Origin of the sequence: Paenibacillus sp. GCM10027629 (assembly GCF_042676425.1) — a bacterium.
GTDB classification, from domain to species: Bacteria; Bacillota; Bacilli; order Paenibacillales; family Paenibacillaceae; genus Paenibacillus_K; species Paenibacillus_K terrigena.
In genome coordinates this window covers 1-17,206 of the sequence record NZ_JBHTGZ010000022.1, presented here as the reverse complement: position 1 = coordinate 17,206, position 17,206 = coordinate 1, and the positions used below count along the sequence as shown (strand labels likewise).

Sequence of the window (17,206 nt, the reverse complement as noted above, 5' to 3'; positions counted from 1 at the left end):
CTACGTAATTACTTGATGTAGCTATGACGCTGGAACGACGTCAAAAAGTTTTACTTTTTCTGAAACATTTTCATAACCTCCTCATTGCGTGTCCTTGTGTTTTGTATTGGCAAGACGGGGGTTCTTCCGAAAAAGTTTGGTATAATAAATGGGAGGAAGTGGACATTAACAGTGCGAAGCCATAAGAAATAAAGGAGAACCTATGACAAATCATCATAAATTAGGTTGGAATTTCGATAACAGTTATGCCCAGCTGCCGAAGTCATTTTACTCCAGTATGAGCCTAAATCCGGTACGCTCACCGAAGCTGGTCGTGCTCAACCAACCATTGGCAGCATCTTTAGGATTAGATATTCAGGCGTTGCAAAGCGAAGAGGGTGTGGCTGAACTTGCGGGTAATCAGGTGCCCGAAGGAGCTTCGCCGTTAGCTCAAGCGTACGCAGGCCACCAATTCGGATATTTTAACATGTTAGGGGACGGCCGAGCGTTGCTGCTGGGCGAGCAGATTACGCCGCAAGGAGAGCGTATGGATATCCAGCTGAAGGGTTCTGGCAGAACCCCTTATTCCCGTGGCGGGGATGGCCGGGCAGCTCTTGGACCGATGCTGCGCGAATATATCATCAGCGAAGCCATGCATGCCCTTGGCATCCCGACTACGCGCAGTCTTGCCGTCGTAACAACAGGGCAGTTCATTACCCGCGAGAAGGATCTACCAGGTGCCATTCTGACACGTGTGGCCGCCAGCCATCTGCGCGTTGGTACGTATCAATACGTTGCACAATTTGGCACCGTGGAGGACCTCCGTCGCCTTGCCGACTATACGTTAGAGCGCCATTATCCAGACGTTGATGCGGGTGAGAACCCGTATCTTGTGCTTCTGGAGGAAGTGATCCGACGTCAGGCGGCGCTGATTGCCAAATGGCAGCTGGTCGGCTTTATTCATGGGGTGATGAACACCGACAATATGACCATTAGCGGGGAAACGATCGATTATGGTCCTTGTGCCTTCATGGATGCCTATGATCCTGCAACGGTATTCAGCTCCATTGATTCGCAAGGCCGTTATGCTTATGGCAATCAGCCGTATATTGCGGGATGGAATCTTGCTCGATTTGCTGAGACGTTATTGCCGCTGTTCCATGAGGATCAGGAGCAGGCTGTTCAATTGGCGCAAGACAAGATTGCCGGATTTATGGAATTATTTCACACGAACTGGAACGAGGGCATGCGGGCCAAATTAGGGATCTTGGGCGATGAGGAGCAGGATGAAGAGCTTATCAATGACCTGCTCGGGTTGATGGAAAAGCATCGTGCGGACTATACCAATACATTCCGTGCCTTAACCTTGAATCAGTTGGAGGAATCAGACCTGTTCGGGTCTCCCGAGTTCACTTCGTGGCATGAACGCTGGGAGGCGAGATTAGGCCGACAACAGGAATCAAGAGCGGATTCAAATCAATTGATGCGAAGCAGTAATCCGGCGGTCATCCCGCGGAACCATCGGGTTGAAGCGGCACTGAAAGCCGCCGAAGAACAAGGCGATTACAGTGTGATGGAACGGCTGCTCGCTGCTTTATCAGAACCCTATGCGTACGCCGATGATCAGAAGGAATACTGCACATTGTCGGAGTCGACCAAGCCGTATCGCACCTATTGCGGTACGTGATTTGTAATATAAAATCATATAGTTATGTCAGATGCCCTAAGAGCCTTGCCACTGTATGGTGGCAAGGCTCTTATAATACGGTATACGGGGAATTTCCGTTTATCCAGTAGCCTCTATATAATAAAACATGATCTTTAGACAAAACTTTGGAGGGACCCATGTTCAATAGATACAGGACATTAGGGCTGATCGTCATACTTCTTGTTTTCTGTTATTTTTTATACCAGTTTGTGTCTCCTACGTTGAAGATTGATCATCTGGTTCGGGAAATGAACCAGAGCAGCGTCGTGAGCAAATCGATGAAACACGTTGTGCTAATCGCCCAAGAGCTAGACAATCCATTCTGGCGGGCTGTAGAAAAGGGAGCCAATGAAGCTGCAATGCAGCGGGGGATCGCGATCGATTACATGGGCCCGATTCGTATCAATCCTACCGAACAGACGAAGCTTCTAGAAAAGTCGATTGCTGCGAAACCAGATGCGATTCTCGTACAGGGCATGAAGGGTCAGCCATATACGCAATTAATCAACAAGGCCATCGATCAAGGGATTCCCGTAATCACAATCGATGCGGATGAGCCGGATAGCAAGCGGATCGCTTACGTGGGAACAGATAATAGGGAAGCGGGCAAACGCATGGGGGAGCTTGTGATACAAGATACTGCCGAGAGGGGACGTATTGGCGTCATCATTGGAAGTGAATGGGCTGACAATCAACAGCTGAGGCTCGAGGGGTTCCGTTCCATGATTTCCAATACACCGGGTTATGAGATCGTGGCTGTCCGCTCATCGAATATTTCACGGATTCAAGCTGCAAAGCAGACAGAAGCCTTATTGAAGCAATACCCGCGTATCCAGACGATGGTAGGACTTAGCTCTTTGGATGCCGCAGGAATTGTTGAAGGATTGAAAGCGGCGGATAGAGCGGATGTACGCGTATTTGGATTTGATGATTTGGAGGTAACGAAGGAAGGGATCACGGATGGACTCATTACAGCTTCTGTGGTTCAACAGCCCCGAGAAATTGGTGCCCAAGCCGTTGAATTGGTAGATGCGGTTTTCAAGGGGGACGCTATTCCGGTTCAGCACTTCATTGCAACAAGTACGCTGGATCGTGACGATATGAAATCTAAGGGGAACAGCCCATGAATATACGTAAAATGCTGTTTATTGTGATTCCATCCCTTTTTATCGTGAGCAGCGCGTTGTCATTCTTCATCTTCCAGAGCGGCATAAAGGTACAGAACAGTTATAATGTGATGCTGGACCGGGTATTATTATACAAGCAAATTGCGGAACAGACACAGAACAATCTTCGGGCTCTGAATGTTTACTTAACAGATCGAAGCAAGGCCAGCCACAGCGAATTTATACATCAGCAACATGAGCTGAATGTTCTGCGGGAAAGCCTATCGGCGCAAGATACCATTCCATCTACAGATCTTACCGTCCGCAGCTATCGTCATATGGTCGACACCTTTATGGAGCAAGAAGCGAGTGTAATCGATGCTTTGAGCCGTACAGATGCCTTGGCGTATGCGGCTTTCTATGAAGAGGCTGAGCGGACTGCCGCGTTCATCCAGGAAGAGGGGCACGAGCTCAATGATTTGGAGCTCAGCTATTATCAGCCTTTTTATCGGCAGATTTTCACCCAGACCAAAGCGATGAATAATTGGGGCGTCGCGGTTTTTATCCTGAATACGCTGATCAGTGTCGTGTTTGCCTATTGGATTTCCTTGGGTATCACGAGACCCATTAAGCAGTTGACGCGAACCGCACAGCAAATATCCGATGGTAATCTACAAGTCTCCTCCCCCCAGCTGAGTGAGAATCATGAGTTTGGGATATTATCCAGAGCATTTGAACATATGCAAGACAACCTGAAAGAGCTGATTGAGAAAGAGAAAGCAAGCTTGGAGAAGGACAAGCTGGTCAAAACATTGGAGCTCGAGGTGCTTCAGAATCAGATGAATCCCCATTTTCTCTTTAATTCCTTGAATGTTCTATCTAAGCTTGCGTTACTCGAGGGCGCAGAGAAGACGAGCGATCTGACCGTCACGATGTCGAACCTCCTTCGGTATAACCTTCGGAAGCTGGATCATCCGGTAACGCTCAGGGACGAGGTGGAGCATGCCAAAGATTACTTTACGATTCAACAGGCTCGCTTTCGCGATCGAATTCATTTTGTAACCGAGATCGACGAGAAGGGACTGGATGTATGGGTTCCTACACTAACTTTACAACCCTTGTTGGAAAATGTTTTCGTCCATGGCATTGAGGGTATGGAGGAAGGGGCAGAGATTAAGCTTACCGTGACATGCAGCCCTGGGGAAGTCAGAGTCTCGATCTCTGACAATGGAATCGGAATGAGCGAAGAGATACGCCAGTCGCTGCTTCACAATGAGTACAAGCCGTCAGTTGCGCAGTCTAAGGGGCAATCCACGGGACTCGGAACACGCAATGTGTTTAAACGGCTGGAATTATTCTATGGACAAGAAGATCTTATTGATATTTACAGCGAGCCGGGCCAAGGAACGACGGTTCTGATTCGGCTTCCAGCTGCAGGGAAGGAGGAGGAAGATGTATCGCTTATTAATCGCAGATGATGAAGCCCTAGAGCGAGAAGGCATCGAATGGATCGTTACCCGAATGATGCCGAATACCTTTGAGATTATTCATGCGGAGAATGGTCGTATTGCGATTCAGAAGGCTTATGAATTTCGTCCGCATATCATTCTGATGGATATCAAAATGCCGGGGATTCAAGGCCTTGAAGCTTTAAGAGAAATTAAGGCCCACCATCCGCAGGTTAAAATGGTTCTGGTTACCGCCTATGAATATTTCGAATATGCCAAAGAGGCGCTTGCGATGGGAGTCAAAGAGTATTTGGTTAAACCGGCCAAACGCGATCATATCGTCGCACTCCTGCAGCAGCTGATTGACGAGATTGACCAGGAGAAGCGTAAACGGGATGAGGAGTTCGCAATCAGGGACAAGTTCTTCCAGCTTCTTCCCCTGGCGGAGACGGAAATGGCGCTCGTCTTCATGTCCGATCAAGTGAATGAGACGGAAGTAGAGCAGCTGGCTGATATTCTCGGGGTCTCTAGTGATAAAGGATGCGCAATCGTGCTTGCCTTGCCTGATATGGGACACCTTCCCTACCAAGAGCTCGGCATAACAAAGAGAAATATATTTGAGACGGTCAAAAACGCGGCAAAAGGGTTGATCAAGCATCGCACCGGCTGTGTTGTCAGCTCTATGGTGTACGGGCACATGGCCATTTTCCTTCTGGAGAGGCATATGACGAAGGATGCGGTACTGCGAGAAGAGGCGCTAGGGCTTGGTACGAAGCTGATGGAGCTACTTCGCGAACAGCGCGGTATCAACGCGACCGTAGGCATTGGCTCTGTGGGTACGGATATCCGAGGCATCCGAAAATCCTATTTTGAAGGTGTTTTTGCATCTACGTATCATAAGCAATGGGGCAGCTTATGTCTTTTTGAAGATCTGACTATGCCGTCGCCGGGAGGGCCAGCGGACCAAACCGCTGATCCTGTGATGACAGAGCATGTTGCTGAACGTACTTACGTGGAATTAGCTATCAAGCACATTCGGGAGGAACGAGAACAGCGTACATGGAGTGTCATCGATGATGCCGTTACATTCATTCAAGAGAGATTTCGCGAAGATCTCTCCCTAGAGGATGTGGCGGACCACGTCCACTTAAATCCGCATTATTTCAGCAAAGTGTTCAAGCAGCAGACCGGGGAGACGTTCATTGATTACGTGACAAGACTGCGCATTGACAAGGCCAAAGCGTTGATCAAGGAAGGCCAGTTCAGCTTGAAGGAAGTCTGTTATTTCGTAGGGTATAAGGACCCGAATTACTTCAGTCGCGTGTTCAAGAAGGTCATTGGCGTATCGCCTACGGAATATCGCAACCAACTATAGAATGGAATGTCCATGCAGCATGCATGGACTTTTTTGTTTTTGGGGGACAATAATGTGCTAGTCGATGGCTCTGATGCTAGGCAGCGGAAGCTTGGCCTAATATTATGCTGGTATACGACAAATAAGTGAAGGCAATCGAACCCTGACCTGGGCTCAACCCATGCTATAATGGGCTCTCAGTAACGAATATCCCTTGTGTGATCAGATAAAGGACTCGTATGCAAGTACGAAAAAAGTCAGAAAGGATAATCTTGCGTGAGCTTAAAAGAACAAAATGAAGGTCAACAAGTCAGCATGCGATTTGTTACCCTCGTCTCCATGGTTGCCGCTTTGGGAGGGTTATTATTCGGATTTGACACTGCTGTCGTGTCAGGTGCGATTGGATTTATGAAAGACCATTTCAGCTTAAATGAAGTGGAAGTAGGGTGGGCTGTCTCCAGCTTGATTATCGGCTGTATTGCCGGAGCTGCAAGCTCTGGTGTGCTTGGTGACAGATTCGGCCGGAAGAAGGTGCTCATTACCGCTGCGATCCTGTTTATTATCGGGTCTATCGGATCTGCCATTCCGACGACCTTCAGCGCTTATATCATCGCTAGAATTATCGGCGGTATTGGTATCGGAATTACCTCTACTCTTTGTCCGCTCTATAATGCGGAGATCGCGCCTGCGAAATATCGAGGCCGGCTGGTAGCCTTGAACCAGTTCGCAACGGTTACGGGGATCTTCCTGACCTATTTCATTAATCTTGGTATTGCCGGGTATGGGAATGACGCATGGGATATTGCGATGGGTTGGCGCTATATGTTCGGTTTCGGCGTCCTACCAGGCCTATTATTCTTGGTACTGCTATTCTTCGTGCCGGAGAGCCCGAGATGGTTGATTAAGCAGGGCAAGGCAGCTGAATCTCTGCCGATCCTGCTCAAGATCCACGGTGAGGAACTGGCGAAGCAGGAAGTATTGGACATTAAGAAATCGTTCGCACAGGAGAGTGGTTCGATCCGTCAGTTGTTCGGTCCTACGTTGCGGATTGCGCTAATCGTAGGCGTTGGACTCGCGATTCTCCAGCAAGTTACGGGGATTAATGCCGTGATGTATTATGCACCGGAGATTTTTAAGGAAACGGGTGCGGGCACGAACGCTGCGCTGATTCAGACCATCCTGGTTGGATTCATTAATTTCGTGTTCACTATTCTTGCGATTTGGCTGATTGATAAGGTCGGGCGTAAGGTTCTGCTAATGGTTGGATCGGCTTCCATGGCGGTGAGTCTGGCGGTGATTGGAGCTGCATTTTATACGGGGCATACCTCCGGGGTTCTCGTGCTCATCTTTATTTTGGTGTATGTCGCCTCCTTTGCGATATCGCTCGGTCCCGTTGTCTGGGTGATTATGTCCGAAATCTTCCCGAATCGTATTCGCGGGAAAGCGACGGCGATTGCGTCGATGGCATTGTGGGCAGCGGATTATATCGTATCCCAGACCTTCCCTCCAATGCTTGCTTCCGCAGGACCGGCGGTTACCTTCTGGATCTTCGGTGTCATGTCCGTGATTACGTTCTTCTTCACTTGGCGGATCGTACCTGAGACGAAGGGGAAATCGCTGGAGGAAATCGAATCCTTGTTGGCCTCCTCAAAAGGTTAAAAATATAGATGCCGGGACAATTGTCCCGGCATCTTTGTTGTGTATCATTGGCGATTGAACCTTCCTCGCTTTCAAAGCGAGTTTTGTAAGCAAAACTTGTAGGTCAGTCGCTTGCTCCGGAAATGTCTCGGTAGAGGTGTAGTCTATATCGTCAAATGCCGATAATAGTAAAGCGGTGAGAGGCGTCAAGAATGCGATTCTCTCCTCTATTCAAGAATTACATAACTTCTAAAGGTGGGAACATGATGAAATGGAGATTCACAATACGGGCGAGACTTATTCTATCTTTTATAGTCATATTGATCGCTCCCAGCGTAGCCATTGGCCTATTCTCCTATGATAGCGCCAGCTCCACAGTAGAGAAGCAAATCAGACAAGGTACGGAGCAAAGTGTCAAGTTATTGAATGAAAAATTGAGTTCGGTCATTCTGGAAAATAAACAGAATGTTGCCTTCCTAGCCAACACAATCCGATATCAAGGGGATAAGGAACAGAGTTATACTTCTGCTCGGCAACTCATTGAACAATTCCAGCTTCAGCATAAGGGGATCGAGGACTCCTATGTAGGCACGTTCGACGGAACCATGATTCAATTTCCTGATGTGAAAATGCCTGATGGCTATGACCCGCGCAACCGGGATTGGTACAAGGCGAGCATGGAACAAAAAGGGGATTCCATTGTTTCTCCTCCTTATAAATCATCTACAACAGGCAATATGGTCATTACGATCTCGCGAGCCCTTGAAGACGGCTCGGGGGTCGTCGCTGTGGATGTAAATCTTGAACAGATCCTAACGATAGCTCAGAACATGAAGGTAGGGGAAAAAGGTTACTCTGTTATTCTAGATCAGAATCGAAGAGTCATCGTTCATCCGACACACAAAGCCGGGCATGTATTGAAGGAGAGTTGGCTGGATGATGTATATGCCAAATCTTCCGGACATGTGGATTATGTACACGAGGGCAGTCCCAAGATCATGGACTTCGTGACCAATGAGCAGACAGGCTGGAAGATTACAGGAACCATCAATGTTCAGGAATTTAAGGACGCTGCTCAACCGATCTTCCGAACGACTGTTATTGTGATCGCTATTGGCCTGTTGGTTGGAGCCGTCTTAGTATATGTTACGATCAGATCGATCCTTAAACCGCTAAGACGATTGATTCAGGCAGCCAATATGGTTAGCGACGGCGATTTAACGAAACGGGTGCATCATAAGACGCAGGATGAGTTCGGTATTCTAAGTGAAGCTTTCGAAAAGATGACAGACTCATTGTGCAATGTATTGCAGGAAGTGTCGGATACGTCGATGCAGCTGTCCGCTTCTTCCCAAGAGCTGGCGGCTGCTTCCGAGCAATCAGCCCAAGCCTCCCAGTATACGGCTGAGAGTATAATGCGGCTGGCAGAAGGATCGGATGAGCAGATGAATAGCATGAACCGTGTCGACCTCACCGTTCAAGAGATGATCATGGGAGTAAGACAGATTGCGGAGAGCTCACAGACTGTGTCCCAGGCATCCGTTCATTCGTCTGATATGGTTGAAGCGGGCCATCATTCCATTCAAAAAACAGTTCATCAGATGCAGTCGATTAGCAGTAGCGTCAGCCAGCTTGGCCAATCCATGAAAGGTCTAAGCGATCAGGCGCGCGGTATTGATGATATCGTACAAGCGATTGCCGGCATTGCTTCGCAGACGAATTTGCTCGCGCTCAATGCCTCGATCGAGGCAGCTCGTGCAGGGGAGCATGGGCGAGGCTTCGCCGTCGTCGCTACAGAAGTGCGTAAGCTTGCCGAGCAGTCTAACTCGATGGCGCAGCAAATTGCCGGGACGATCCAACATATCCAGTCAGAGATGCTCAGATCCGCACGGGATACAGAGCAGAGTGCAGCGGAGGTAACGCTTGGTATCGAAGTGATGCATGAAGCAGGCGAAGCATTCCAGCGTATCGAACAGTCGGTGAATATTGTTACAACGCAGATCCAGGAAGTATCGGCTTCGGTCCAACAGATGGCAGCAGGAACCGAGCAAATGGCCAGCGATATCCATGATGCCAGGTCGATCACAACGGCGATGGCTGGGAACACACAGAGTGTCTCAGCTACGACGGAAGAACAGCTTGCCTCCATGCAGGAAATCAGCATCTCAGCAGAAGCGCTGTCGAAGATGGCGGATCGCTTGAAAGTAGTTATTTCCCAATTCAAGCTCTAAGCATGTCGTGTATCCGATCACGGAATGATCTTTGAATATCAAGAAGAGGGCGCCCAACGGGGCGCCCTTAAATTATACCGCAGCATAGTCGTTGTTATTTATCTTGCGACGCTTACAATTCGGTTGCGTCCTTCTCTTTTGGCCTGATACAAGGCTTCGTCTACAGATTGGAACAATTCATTAAGGGTTGATTTCGAGTCCTTGGAGTGCTGCATCGACATTTTGTCCAAGGCTAGCAATCCTATGCTGATGGTGATCGATAAAGCAGGCTTAATCTGAGAGACAATCATCTTTTTCGATTCGACGGTAGACTTGATACGCTCAGCTAGGATGCTTGCTTGGGTTTGATTCGTATTGGGCAGATAGATAATGAACTCCTCCCCGCCATAACGAGCCAAAATGTCACGCGGACGCAGATGCTGCTTAATGGCTTCCACCGTGTTGCATATGACTTGATCACCGACCAGATGTCCGTAGTTGTCATTGACTGATTTAAAATAATCGATATCGATTAGAAGCAATGTAAACGGTATTTGATGGTTCATATTTTTCATCACTTCAAGTTCTAATTGTTGTGTTAAGTAATGCCGATTGTAACAATTCGTCAAGCTGTCGGTGATCGCCATCTTCTCAAGTTTCTGGTTAGACTCAAAAAGCTCCTGCTGAATCGCAATTAAGGACCGATTACGTTCTTGTAAGATTTGGTTCTGCAAATTGGTCTCGTCGATGAGGCGGCGAAGGACGCTCATATCCTGAAACGTGATGATTCGCCCAACCATGGTATCTCCAACCATAATCGGGGCGGCATGAATATGGACATAGCTGCGATCGATTATATGATGATATATCACTTCAATTTCGGTTCTCTCTAGAGGGTATTCTTGATAAGCCTGAATAAATAAGTTCGTTTTATTAGCGGATTCATGATGTGGGAGGATGGATGTTATATCGAAGTGGTCACCAACATGCAAGTCGACATAGGGACGAAGCGACTGGTTAATTTCTACAATGGTCTCATTGTCGTCTAGCACGAGAATCCCGTGCGCTATGGTGTTAATGATGTCTTGGTGGGCAATGGTAACAATATCGAATACTTTATCGCGATGAATGGCAATAACAAAGATGATAGCAGATAGCAAAATGCCGATAGACGTCAACCCTGGAATAACTTCCTGGGAGTGCAAGAGAACAACGTTGATGAAGATGTCTGATAGAATGAACGCAGTCATGACCACAATACCTAACAGCACTTGCTTCACCTGCTTCTTGATGCGAGGCGGGCTATTGGCTGCCAAAGCGAGATACATGAGATAAAGCGAAACGACCACATACCCTATAAAAACCGTGATACAGAGCCAAAAAAGCGGTCCATAAGCTCTTTGTATATATCCGCCGTCTAGAGGGCTGACGAACATCGCATTGGGATTGCTAATCACGATGAGGGCTGCGAATAACGCAGGAACAGAAATGGCGAATGTTACTTTTCTTCGCGGAAATAGAGATCGACCCGTGAGGAAAAGTGTGAATAATAGCCATCCGATGGTCAACATAGACATATCTACAAAAGCGAGCTTCACATAAAATAATTGAAACTTGGAATTTTCCGTTGCTTTTATAGCAAACTGACAGAACGGCCATACCATCATGGAAAAGTGGAATACTAAATAAGCCTTGTGCAAGTTCGTAATGGTTACGGTAACAAATACGTAAGCAAATAGGGCAAATAAAAGGAAAAACAAAATCAAGTCAATCCACACCCAATATACACCTCTATGTCATAATAATCCAATTCATTATAAGCCCTTCGCTTCATATAAGGAAGTCGAAAGGGCTTATAATATGCAAAATTGTGAAATATTAGTTAACCCGTAATCACTCGCTCGACAGGATAATGGTACCGTGCTTCCTTTTTGTTGCCGCCAATGATAAATAAGAAAGAGGTAAGTCCGATTCTTCCGATGAACATCAGAACGATAAGAATCGATTTGGCAAAAATGCTGAGTTCCGGGGTAATTCCCGTAGACAAGCCTACCGTACCGAAGGCAGAGCAGACCTCTAGGAAAATTTCTATCAGCTGATGCTGCTTGTCCGAAATACTGATTGCTACGACGGATATACCGCACATGATCACGGCCAATAAGGTAATGGCGAGTGACTTCATCACATCATCTTGGTGCAGCTCACGTTTGAAAACTTTGATCTCCCGGTTCCCTCTAGCAAAGTGATAGATAAATAACATGTTCAGTGCAAAGGTTGTCGTCCGAATTCCGCCGCCTACTGAATTCGGGGATCCTCCAATAAACATGAGTACACCCATAACCAAGAGCGTCGGATGCGAAAATTCACTGATATCCATGGTCGTAAGCCCGGCGCTTCTCGTCGTTGCCGCTTGGAAGAACGAATAGAAAAAGCTCTCATGCCATGCCATACCCTTAAAAAAGTGTTGATATTCGAGTGCGAAAATAAGGACGGTCCCGATTAGAAGAAGAATCCCGTACGTCAACGTCGATATCTTGGTGAACAAGGAGAAGCGGAAGGGTTGTTCAAGCTTCGACTTTCTCCTAGACAAGTACGCCTTCACTTCAATTAAGACAGGGAAGCCGATGGAGCCGAAAATGATCAGCAGAACCGTCAGCAGCTGCACATAATAATCACCTGCAAAAGGGATCAGGGATTTCCCCGTAATATCTAACCCCGCATTGGTTGTCGCACTGACAGACGCAAACAGTCCTTGAAGAAATGCTTCATGCCAGGTCGGGAAATATCGCAAGAAATGAAACCCGAATAGGAGTGCCCCGACCAGTTCTGTCAGGATAAAAATTTGTAGGATTTCCTTTACCAATTGAACCAGACCTGATAGGGCGAACTGATTATTGTCAACCATGATCAGTCGTCGCTCACGCAGTCCAATTTTGCGGCCCAATAGGATCCAGAAGAATGTGCTCATCGCCATAATGCCAATACCCCCGAATTGCAGGACGAGCATAATGACAAAATACCCGAACACGCTAAAGGTTTCCGAGACATTGATAACACCCAAGCCGGTGTCGCTTACGACACTAACAGCGGTGAAGACCGTATCAAAAAAAGTCATGTCGACCCCAGGCTTATGCACCGCTGGGATATTGAATAATAGGATAGAAATGGTTACTGCAAGTAAATAATAGCCGGATATCACCTGGGCTGGTGAACGCCTTTCCAGCCAGTTTTTCATTTTCTTGAACATGGATTACTTAACCTCTCAATTGTGTTCATCATATAAATATGAGATATTGGCAGCAGAAAAGAAACCTATAGAAGAGCTGCCTCTTCTATAGGCTTATACGCATAGGATCATTTTTCGTTGCTCAGATTAGAGTCTACCATACTCCTTGTTTTTTCTCTAGTATCTGCTTGATTTGAAAATTTTGATTTTAATCATGATGAATAAGAAAGCTAGGAGAGCAAACATCACACCACTCCAGATGAGTTGATGGATGCCCAATCCAGAAATAAACCAGCCGCCGATGGAGGTACCTGCAGTTATTCCAAGATTGGAGAATGAGACGAAAAGGCTGTTACCAAATTCAGGAGCTTCTCTCGCCTCCGTCGTTAACCATGCTTGACTGACGATCAGCCCACCCGAATGCACCGCCCCCCAAATGAAGACGACCACAATCATCGGAACGAAATATGGCCCCAGATAATAAACAAATAAGTATATTACCGCATAGAGGAGAGGAAACAAGATGACGGTTTTGGTCATGTTTCTATGCAAAAATTCCCCAAACATAAAATTCCCCAAAATCATGATGACACCAAAAGCCATCAACATGATGCTTACCCATGACCCATTCATTGCGGTGACTTGTCCAAGATATTCAGCAAAGTAGCTATACACCGAGAACATCGCCGCAAAGATAAAAATAACGGTCAAGATATTTAACCACAATTGAGGTTTGCGTAGGATCCCAAGCTGCTTGCCGTAGGACATTTTTTCTGTGACAGGCATGGAGGGGAGCCAGGCAAGTATGCCTACGAAGGCAATCGCGCTCACCAATGCGCCGAACAAGAAAGCAGCTTCTAACGAAAACTGCTCGGCAAGATACGAAGTCAATGGTACGCCAAAAGCAAATCCGACCGTTATTCCAGCAAAAACTTGCGTAATCGCCTTGCTGCCCTTCTCCGGGGGAACAAGTCTAGCTGCCGTCACAAGGGCGACGGAGAAGAAAACGGGATGGAAAATGGCGGGGATAATACGGAAAGCTAGCATAACTTCAAATTTCGTCGTATAGGCATACACGATATTGGATATCGCGAAAAGGAGAACGGCCGTTAATAGGACGATTTTCCGATTCATACCGGAAGTGAGTAATGTCAGGAATGGACCTGAGACAGCAACGACCAGAGCAAATATACTGATAAGCCAACCAGCTTGTGAAGCCGAGATATTAAATTTTTGAATGACTTGGGGCAGAACCCCGATAATGCCCATTTCGGTCGTGATAATGCCGAATACGCCTAGAGCCAGAATGATGATAAGTAACGAGTTAATCTTTTTCATGTTCGGTGTAAGTCTCCATTCATATTTATATATATAGAAAAATAGATATGTTAAAACAAAAAAAGAGATCCTCCTCTCCGTTTACAGTTTATTTTGGATGTAGTCGGAAAATGCTTGTATGGTCTGTTCATTCCGACGATAATACGTCCACTTGCCGATTCGCTCAGACTCTAACAAACCCGCTTTTTGCATCGTCAACAAATAACTCGAGATCACCGACTGTGCAAGTCCAGATTTCGCCTGAATATCTCCTACGCACACGCCAATCCGAAAACTGAGGTCTTGTTGTAAGTAGGGGTTTTCATCAAAGAATTCCTCGGGATTTTTTAACCATTGCATGATCTGACAACGTGTCTCGTTCGATAAAGCTTTATATATCAATAAAGGTTCCATATAGAACATTATATCTACTTTTATAGATTTGTAAATGTAAAATGACCGAAGGCAACGGATTGCTGCCCCGGTCATTTCATTTCGCTCTTATAATATGTACTTCCAGATCGCCCAGGAGATCAATGCGGAGAACCAGGATATAAATCCGAATATCATCACGATTTTGTTCTCACTCCACCCGTATTTCAGACTAAAGTGAAAATGGATGGGAGCCATTCGGAATATTCTTAGTTTGGTTTTCTTGTAATACCAGACCTGCAGGATTACCGAAAATTGTTCCACGAGATAAACGGAGAATAGGATCGGGATTAAGATTTCAACCTTTTCAATCACCGCTAAGAAAGCAAGTGAGCCGCCAATGGCAAGGGAACCGGTGTCGCCCATGAAGGCTTTTGCCGGATAAATATTGTAAATAAATAAACCTAGCAGGCAGCCGACCATGACCAAGGAAAATGTCTTTACTTCAATTCGCTCCGAAATGACAAAGAAGAAAAAGAAGGTAGGTATGGCAACGTTGATCAGCAGGCCGTCGAGCCCATCTGTAAAATTGATCGCATTCGCAGATCCGACAATAAACAATGTCATGATGACGAGATAGGCAAGGATAGGTAAATGAAAGGTGAAACCTTTGAATAGCGTAATCTCCGAACTCAAATCGAATTGGAATAGCAAGATAAGCAGCAGGGCAATGGTGAATGTAAATTGAAAAATCAGTTTTGTTTTCCCCGATATCCCCGACGGATCTTGAAATGCCGCCTTCTTAAAATCATCCATAAAGCCAACGAGACTAAATAACACAAATGTTGCCCCGATAAAAAGAACAAGCGGTTTGGGATGGAAGTAGATTGAAGTCAGTACCCCAATAAGCAGGATGATGCCGGCCATGAGCGGCGTACCGCGTTTGGCATGATGTTCTGGCGGCAGCTCTACTCGGATTGGTTGCGTGAGCTTCAGACTACGTAACCCCCAAATTAAGACAGGTGTTAGCATCGTTACCAGCAAAAAAGAAATACTTAAAGCAGCAAATAATGAAGACTCCATAGGAAGCTTCTCCTTTGATCGATATCATTCTAGTTTATTATATTTTCATAATATGGACAAATATTCCTCGTTGTCTTACGATTTACTTTCCAACTTGAAAATCAATTCGTTCGCCATTCGTTTATTTAGTCGATAGGTTTCTTTTTTGCCAAGCTTGGCGGATAACGCTGTTATTCTCTTGATCTGCGTGTCCGTCGGAGGCTGCAATTCGATCAATCGTTCATAATTTTGAGAGGCAATTTTGAGAGCTGTCTCAGGGGTTAATAGATCAATCGTCTCGTATAATGCCTTCGCGGCTTGTTCGGTCGTTAGACCATATCCGGAATCCGTCGATAACATAAATCGGTCTGGGTATTCTTCCATAAGTGGAATGAAGTCTTGTAATTTGTTCGTGCTTTCGGGATTATAAGCCGTAAATCCTGCGAAAAAATCAATATACACATTCGGATGTTTGGCTAATAGGTTTTTGATATGACTAGGGTCGTTGTAGGCATTGGCATGTCCAAAAATAATAATCGTATCCGGGTGCTGCTCCAAGGCTTTCTCGAGATCGGAAATCGGCGGCCCATTGGGCGGGTCGATGTGAAGTAGAATCGGAACGCGATATTTGGCAGCCAGGCCATAGATTTGCGGGAAATAACCGTCATTGGGGTGTTTCGCCTTCCATTCTACTTTGGAGACAACCGGCGAATAGGTCGATGCGGCAGCGATCTCTCCGATATTCAAGTATCCTTGCTCCAATTTGTCTTTCACGATGGATAGCCCTTCTTCTTCATAGATCGGGAAGCCTGCAAAGGAAGGGTATACATGCGCAGGTTCCTTGCGATATTGGTCCCAAGCCAGCTGATCCGTAGCTTGTGCGCTAGGCTCCGAAATATCTCCGAATAATACGATCCGGTCAATGCCATATTGGCCCCATTTCGATACGGCCGCCGGGTACCCAGCATCGTGGTTATGAATGTCAATGAGCGTAAGGTCGCGGTATACCTCGTACAATTCTTTGCTTGCATCTTTGTTCTTGCGAATACTCTGAATCAACTCGAGATCTGGCTTAGGCGTATACTCGCTCATTGGCTCGACAGTTACGCTGTTGCCAGAGGTGCATCCTGTGAATAGGAGCATACCGACGGTGATTACGCTAAGTACAACATGCCGTTTTTGTTGAGGCACGTTCATTCCTCCATTCGCTCTATTAAACTCATTTTGGATGTATTACCAGAAATTATATATAGAAAAACGAGCTGGTTCAATAGAAACCAGCTCGCCATGGGCAGCACGAGGCGACTCCGATGCAGTGAAAAATTCGGACCAAGTCCAGCGGAGGCTAAAAAGAACGCCAATAAATAGTAGAATAATCGTTATATGTTTGAGGGAAGATTTTGTTATTCGCATCATACCGGAGAAGTTCGACATAAGATGAGGTGGTTCCTTTATTGGGGTGAAGAGAAAAGCAGCCCCAGGTTTTGAAGTGACCCCAAAAAGTTAGACAATATTTTTATGCAACCTGTTGGGCATGAGCTCGGTATTGTACCGGGCTCATGCCTTTTAATTTTGACTTGATGCGTTTGTGATTGTAGTAATCAATATATAGTGCCAGTTCTTGTTTGAAGTGATCTACACTTTCAAATTCATTAATATAAAGAAATTCCGACTTCATAATGCCAAAGAAGTTCTCGATTACCTCGTTATCGTAACAATTGCCTTTTCGAGACATGCTTTGGGTAATTCCTTGTTTCTTCAAAGCATGTTGATACTGTTTCATCTG

General features: G+C 46.3%; 13 protein-coding genes. 6 read left to right on the top strand and 7 right to left on the bottom strand.

Annotated elements, in window-relative coordinates:
- Positions 1-202: 202 nt before the first annotated feature.
- From ACFQZR_RS28120 to ACFQZR_RS28095, 6 genes are all read left to right on the top strand, one after another.
- On the top strand, positions 203-1,666 hold the full coding sequence (locus ACFQZR_RS28120) for a protein adenylyltransferase SelO (RefSeq protein WP_379351607.1): 1,464 nt from the start codon (positions 203-205) through the stop codon (positions 1,664-1,666).
- Positions 1,667-1,824: 158 nt separating this feature from the next.
- Positions 1,825-2,814 carry a sugar-binding protein gene (locus ACFQZR_RS28115; protein ID WP_379351606.1) on the top strand — a complete coding sequence of 330 codons (990 nt, stop codon included), beginning with the start codon at positions 1,825-1,827 and terminating at the stop codon, positions 2,812-2,814.
- Positions 2,811-4,271, top strand: coding sequence for a sensor histidine kinase (locus tag ACFQZR_RS28110; protein WP_379351605.1), 1,461 nt, complete (start codon positions 2,811-2,813; stop codon positions 4,269-4,271). Before ACFQZR_RS28115 ends, ACFQZR_RS28110 begins: the two co-directional genes overlap by 4 nt.
- Positions 4,246-5,616, top strand: a complete 1,371-nt coding sequence (locus tag ACFQZR_RS28105; protein ID WP_379351604.1) for an AraC family transcriptional regulator — start codon at positions 4,246-4,248, stop codon at positions 5,614-5,616. The genes ACFQZR_RS28110 and ACFQZR_RS28105 overlap by 26 nt, the downstream gene beginning before the upstream one ends.
- 255 nt (positions 5,617-5,871) lie before the next feature.
- A complete protein-coding gene (locus ACFQZR_RS28100) occupies positions 5,872-7,254 on the top strand; it encodes a sugar porter family MFS transporter (protein ID WP_379351603.1) in 1,383 nt (460 codons plus the stop codon).
- Between the two features lie 242 nt (positions 7,255-7,496).
- Positions 7,497-9,464 carry a methyl-accepting chemotaxis protein gene (locus tag ACFQZR_RS28095; protein ID WP_379351602.1) on the top strand — a complete coding sequence of 656 codons (1,968 nt, stop codon included), beginning with the start codon at positions 7,497-7,499 and terminating at the stop codon, positions 9,462-9,464.
- 98 nt (positions 9,465-9,562) lie between these two features.
- Here ACFQZR_RS28095 and ACFQZR_RS28090 read toward each other — a convergent pair whose 3' ends face one another.
- The 7 genes from ACFQZR_RS28090 to ACFQZR_RS28060 form a co-directional block, all read right to left on the bottom strand.
- The gene (locus ACFQZR_RS28090; RefSeq protein ID WP_379351601.1) at positions 9,563-11,221 is read right to left on the bottom strand and encodes a histidine kinase N-terminal 7TM domain-containing diguanylate cyclase; all 1,659 of its coding nucleotides are present in this window, start codon (positions 11,219-11,221) and stop codon (positions 9,563-9,565) included.
- Between the two features lie 104 nt (positions 11,222-11,325).
- Complete coding sequence (locus ACFQZR_RS28085; protein ID WP_379351600.1) at positions 11,326-12,690, bottom strand: TrkH family potassium uptake protein; 1,365 nt, start codon at positions 12,688-12,690, stop codon at positions 11,326-11,328.
- Positions 12,691-12,846: 156 nt separating this feature from the next.
- Positions 12,847-14,007 (bottom strand): MFS transporter, encoded by a 1,161-nt coding sequence (locus ACFQZR_RS28080; protein WP_379351599.1) that lies wholly within the window; start codon positions 14,005-14,007, stop codon positions 12,847-12,849.
- An 81-nt stretch (positions 14,008-14,088) separates the two neighbouring features.
- Positions 14,089-14,400: an ArsR/SmtB family transcription factor gene (locus ACFQZR_RS28075; protein ID WP_379351598.1), complete on the bottom strand. Its 312-nt coding sequence runs from the start codon at positions 14,398-14,400 to the stop codon at positions 14,089-14,091.
- 87 nt (positions 14,401-14,487) lie between these two features.
- Entirely contained in the window at positions 14,488-15,441 is a 954-nt protein-coding gene (gene mraY, locus ACFQZR_RS28070) for a phospho-N-acetylmuramoyl-pentapeptide-transferase (protein WP_379351597.1), read from the bottom strand.
- A gap of 75 nt (positions 15,442-15,516) precedes the next feature.
- Entirely contained in the window at positions 15,517-16,617 is a 1,101-nt protein-coding gene (locus tag ACFQZR_RS28065; RefSeq protein ID WP_379351596.1) for an amidohydrolase family protein, read from the bottom strand.
- Positions 16,618-16,936: 319 nt separating this feature from the next.
- Positions 16,937-17,206, bottom strand: a 270-nt coding sequence (locus tag ACFQZR_RS28060; RefSeq protein ID WP_379351595.1) for an IS3 family transposase, incomplete at its 5' end; no start/stop codon positions are given.

Bases quoted from the DNA above. Each gene is read 5' to 3' on its own strand.
- mraY (WP_379351597.1), bottom strand. From the start codon at position 15,441: ATGGAGTCTTCATTATTTGCTGCTTTAAGTATTTCTTTTTTGCTGGTA.
- ACFQZR_RS28095 (WP_379351602.1), top strand. From the start codon at position 7,497: ATGATGAAATGGAGATTCACAATACGGGCGAGACTTATTCTATCTTTT.
- ACFQZR_RS28075 (WP_379351598.1), bottom strand. From the start codon at position 14,400: ATGGAACCTTTATTGATATATAAAGCTTTATCGAACGAGACACGTTGT.
- ACFQZR_RS28120 (WP_379351607.1), top strand. From the start codon at position 203: ATGACAAATCATCATAAATTAGGTTGGAATTTCGATAACAGTTATGCC.
- ACFQZR_RS28065 (WP_379351596.1), bottom strand. From the start codon at position 16,617: ATGAACGTGCCTCAACAAAAACGGCATGTTGTACTTAGCGTAATCACC.
- ACFQZR_RS28085 (WP_379351600.1), bottom strand. From the start codon at position 12,690: ATGTTCAAGAAAATGAAAAACTGGCTGGAAAGGCGTTCACCAGCCCAG.
- ACFQZR_RS28105 (WP_379351604.1), top strand. From the start codon at position 4,246: ATGTATCGCTTATTAATCGCAGATGATGAAGCCCTAGAGCGAGAAGGC.
- ACFQZR_RS28115 (WP_379351606.1), top strand. From the start codon at position 1,825: ATGTTCAATAGATACAGGACATTAGGGCTGATCGTCATACTTCTTGTT.
- ACFQZR_RS28080 (WP_379351599.1), bottom strand. From the start codon at position 14,007: ATGAAAAAGATTAACTCGTTACTTATCATCATTCTGGCTCTAGGCGTA.
- ACFQZR_RS28110 (WP_379351605.1), top strand. From the start codon at position 2,811: ATGAATATACGTAAAATGCTGTTTATTGTGATTCCATCCCTTTTTATC.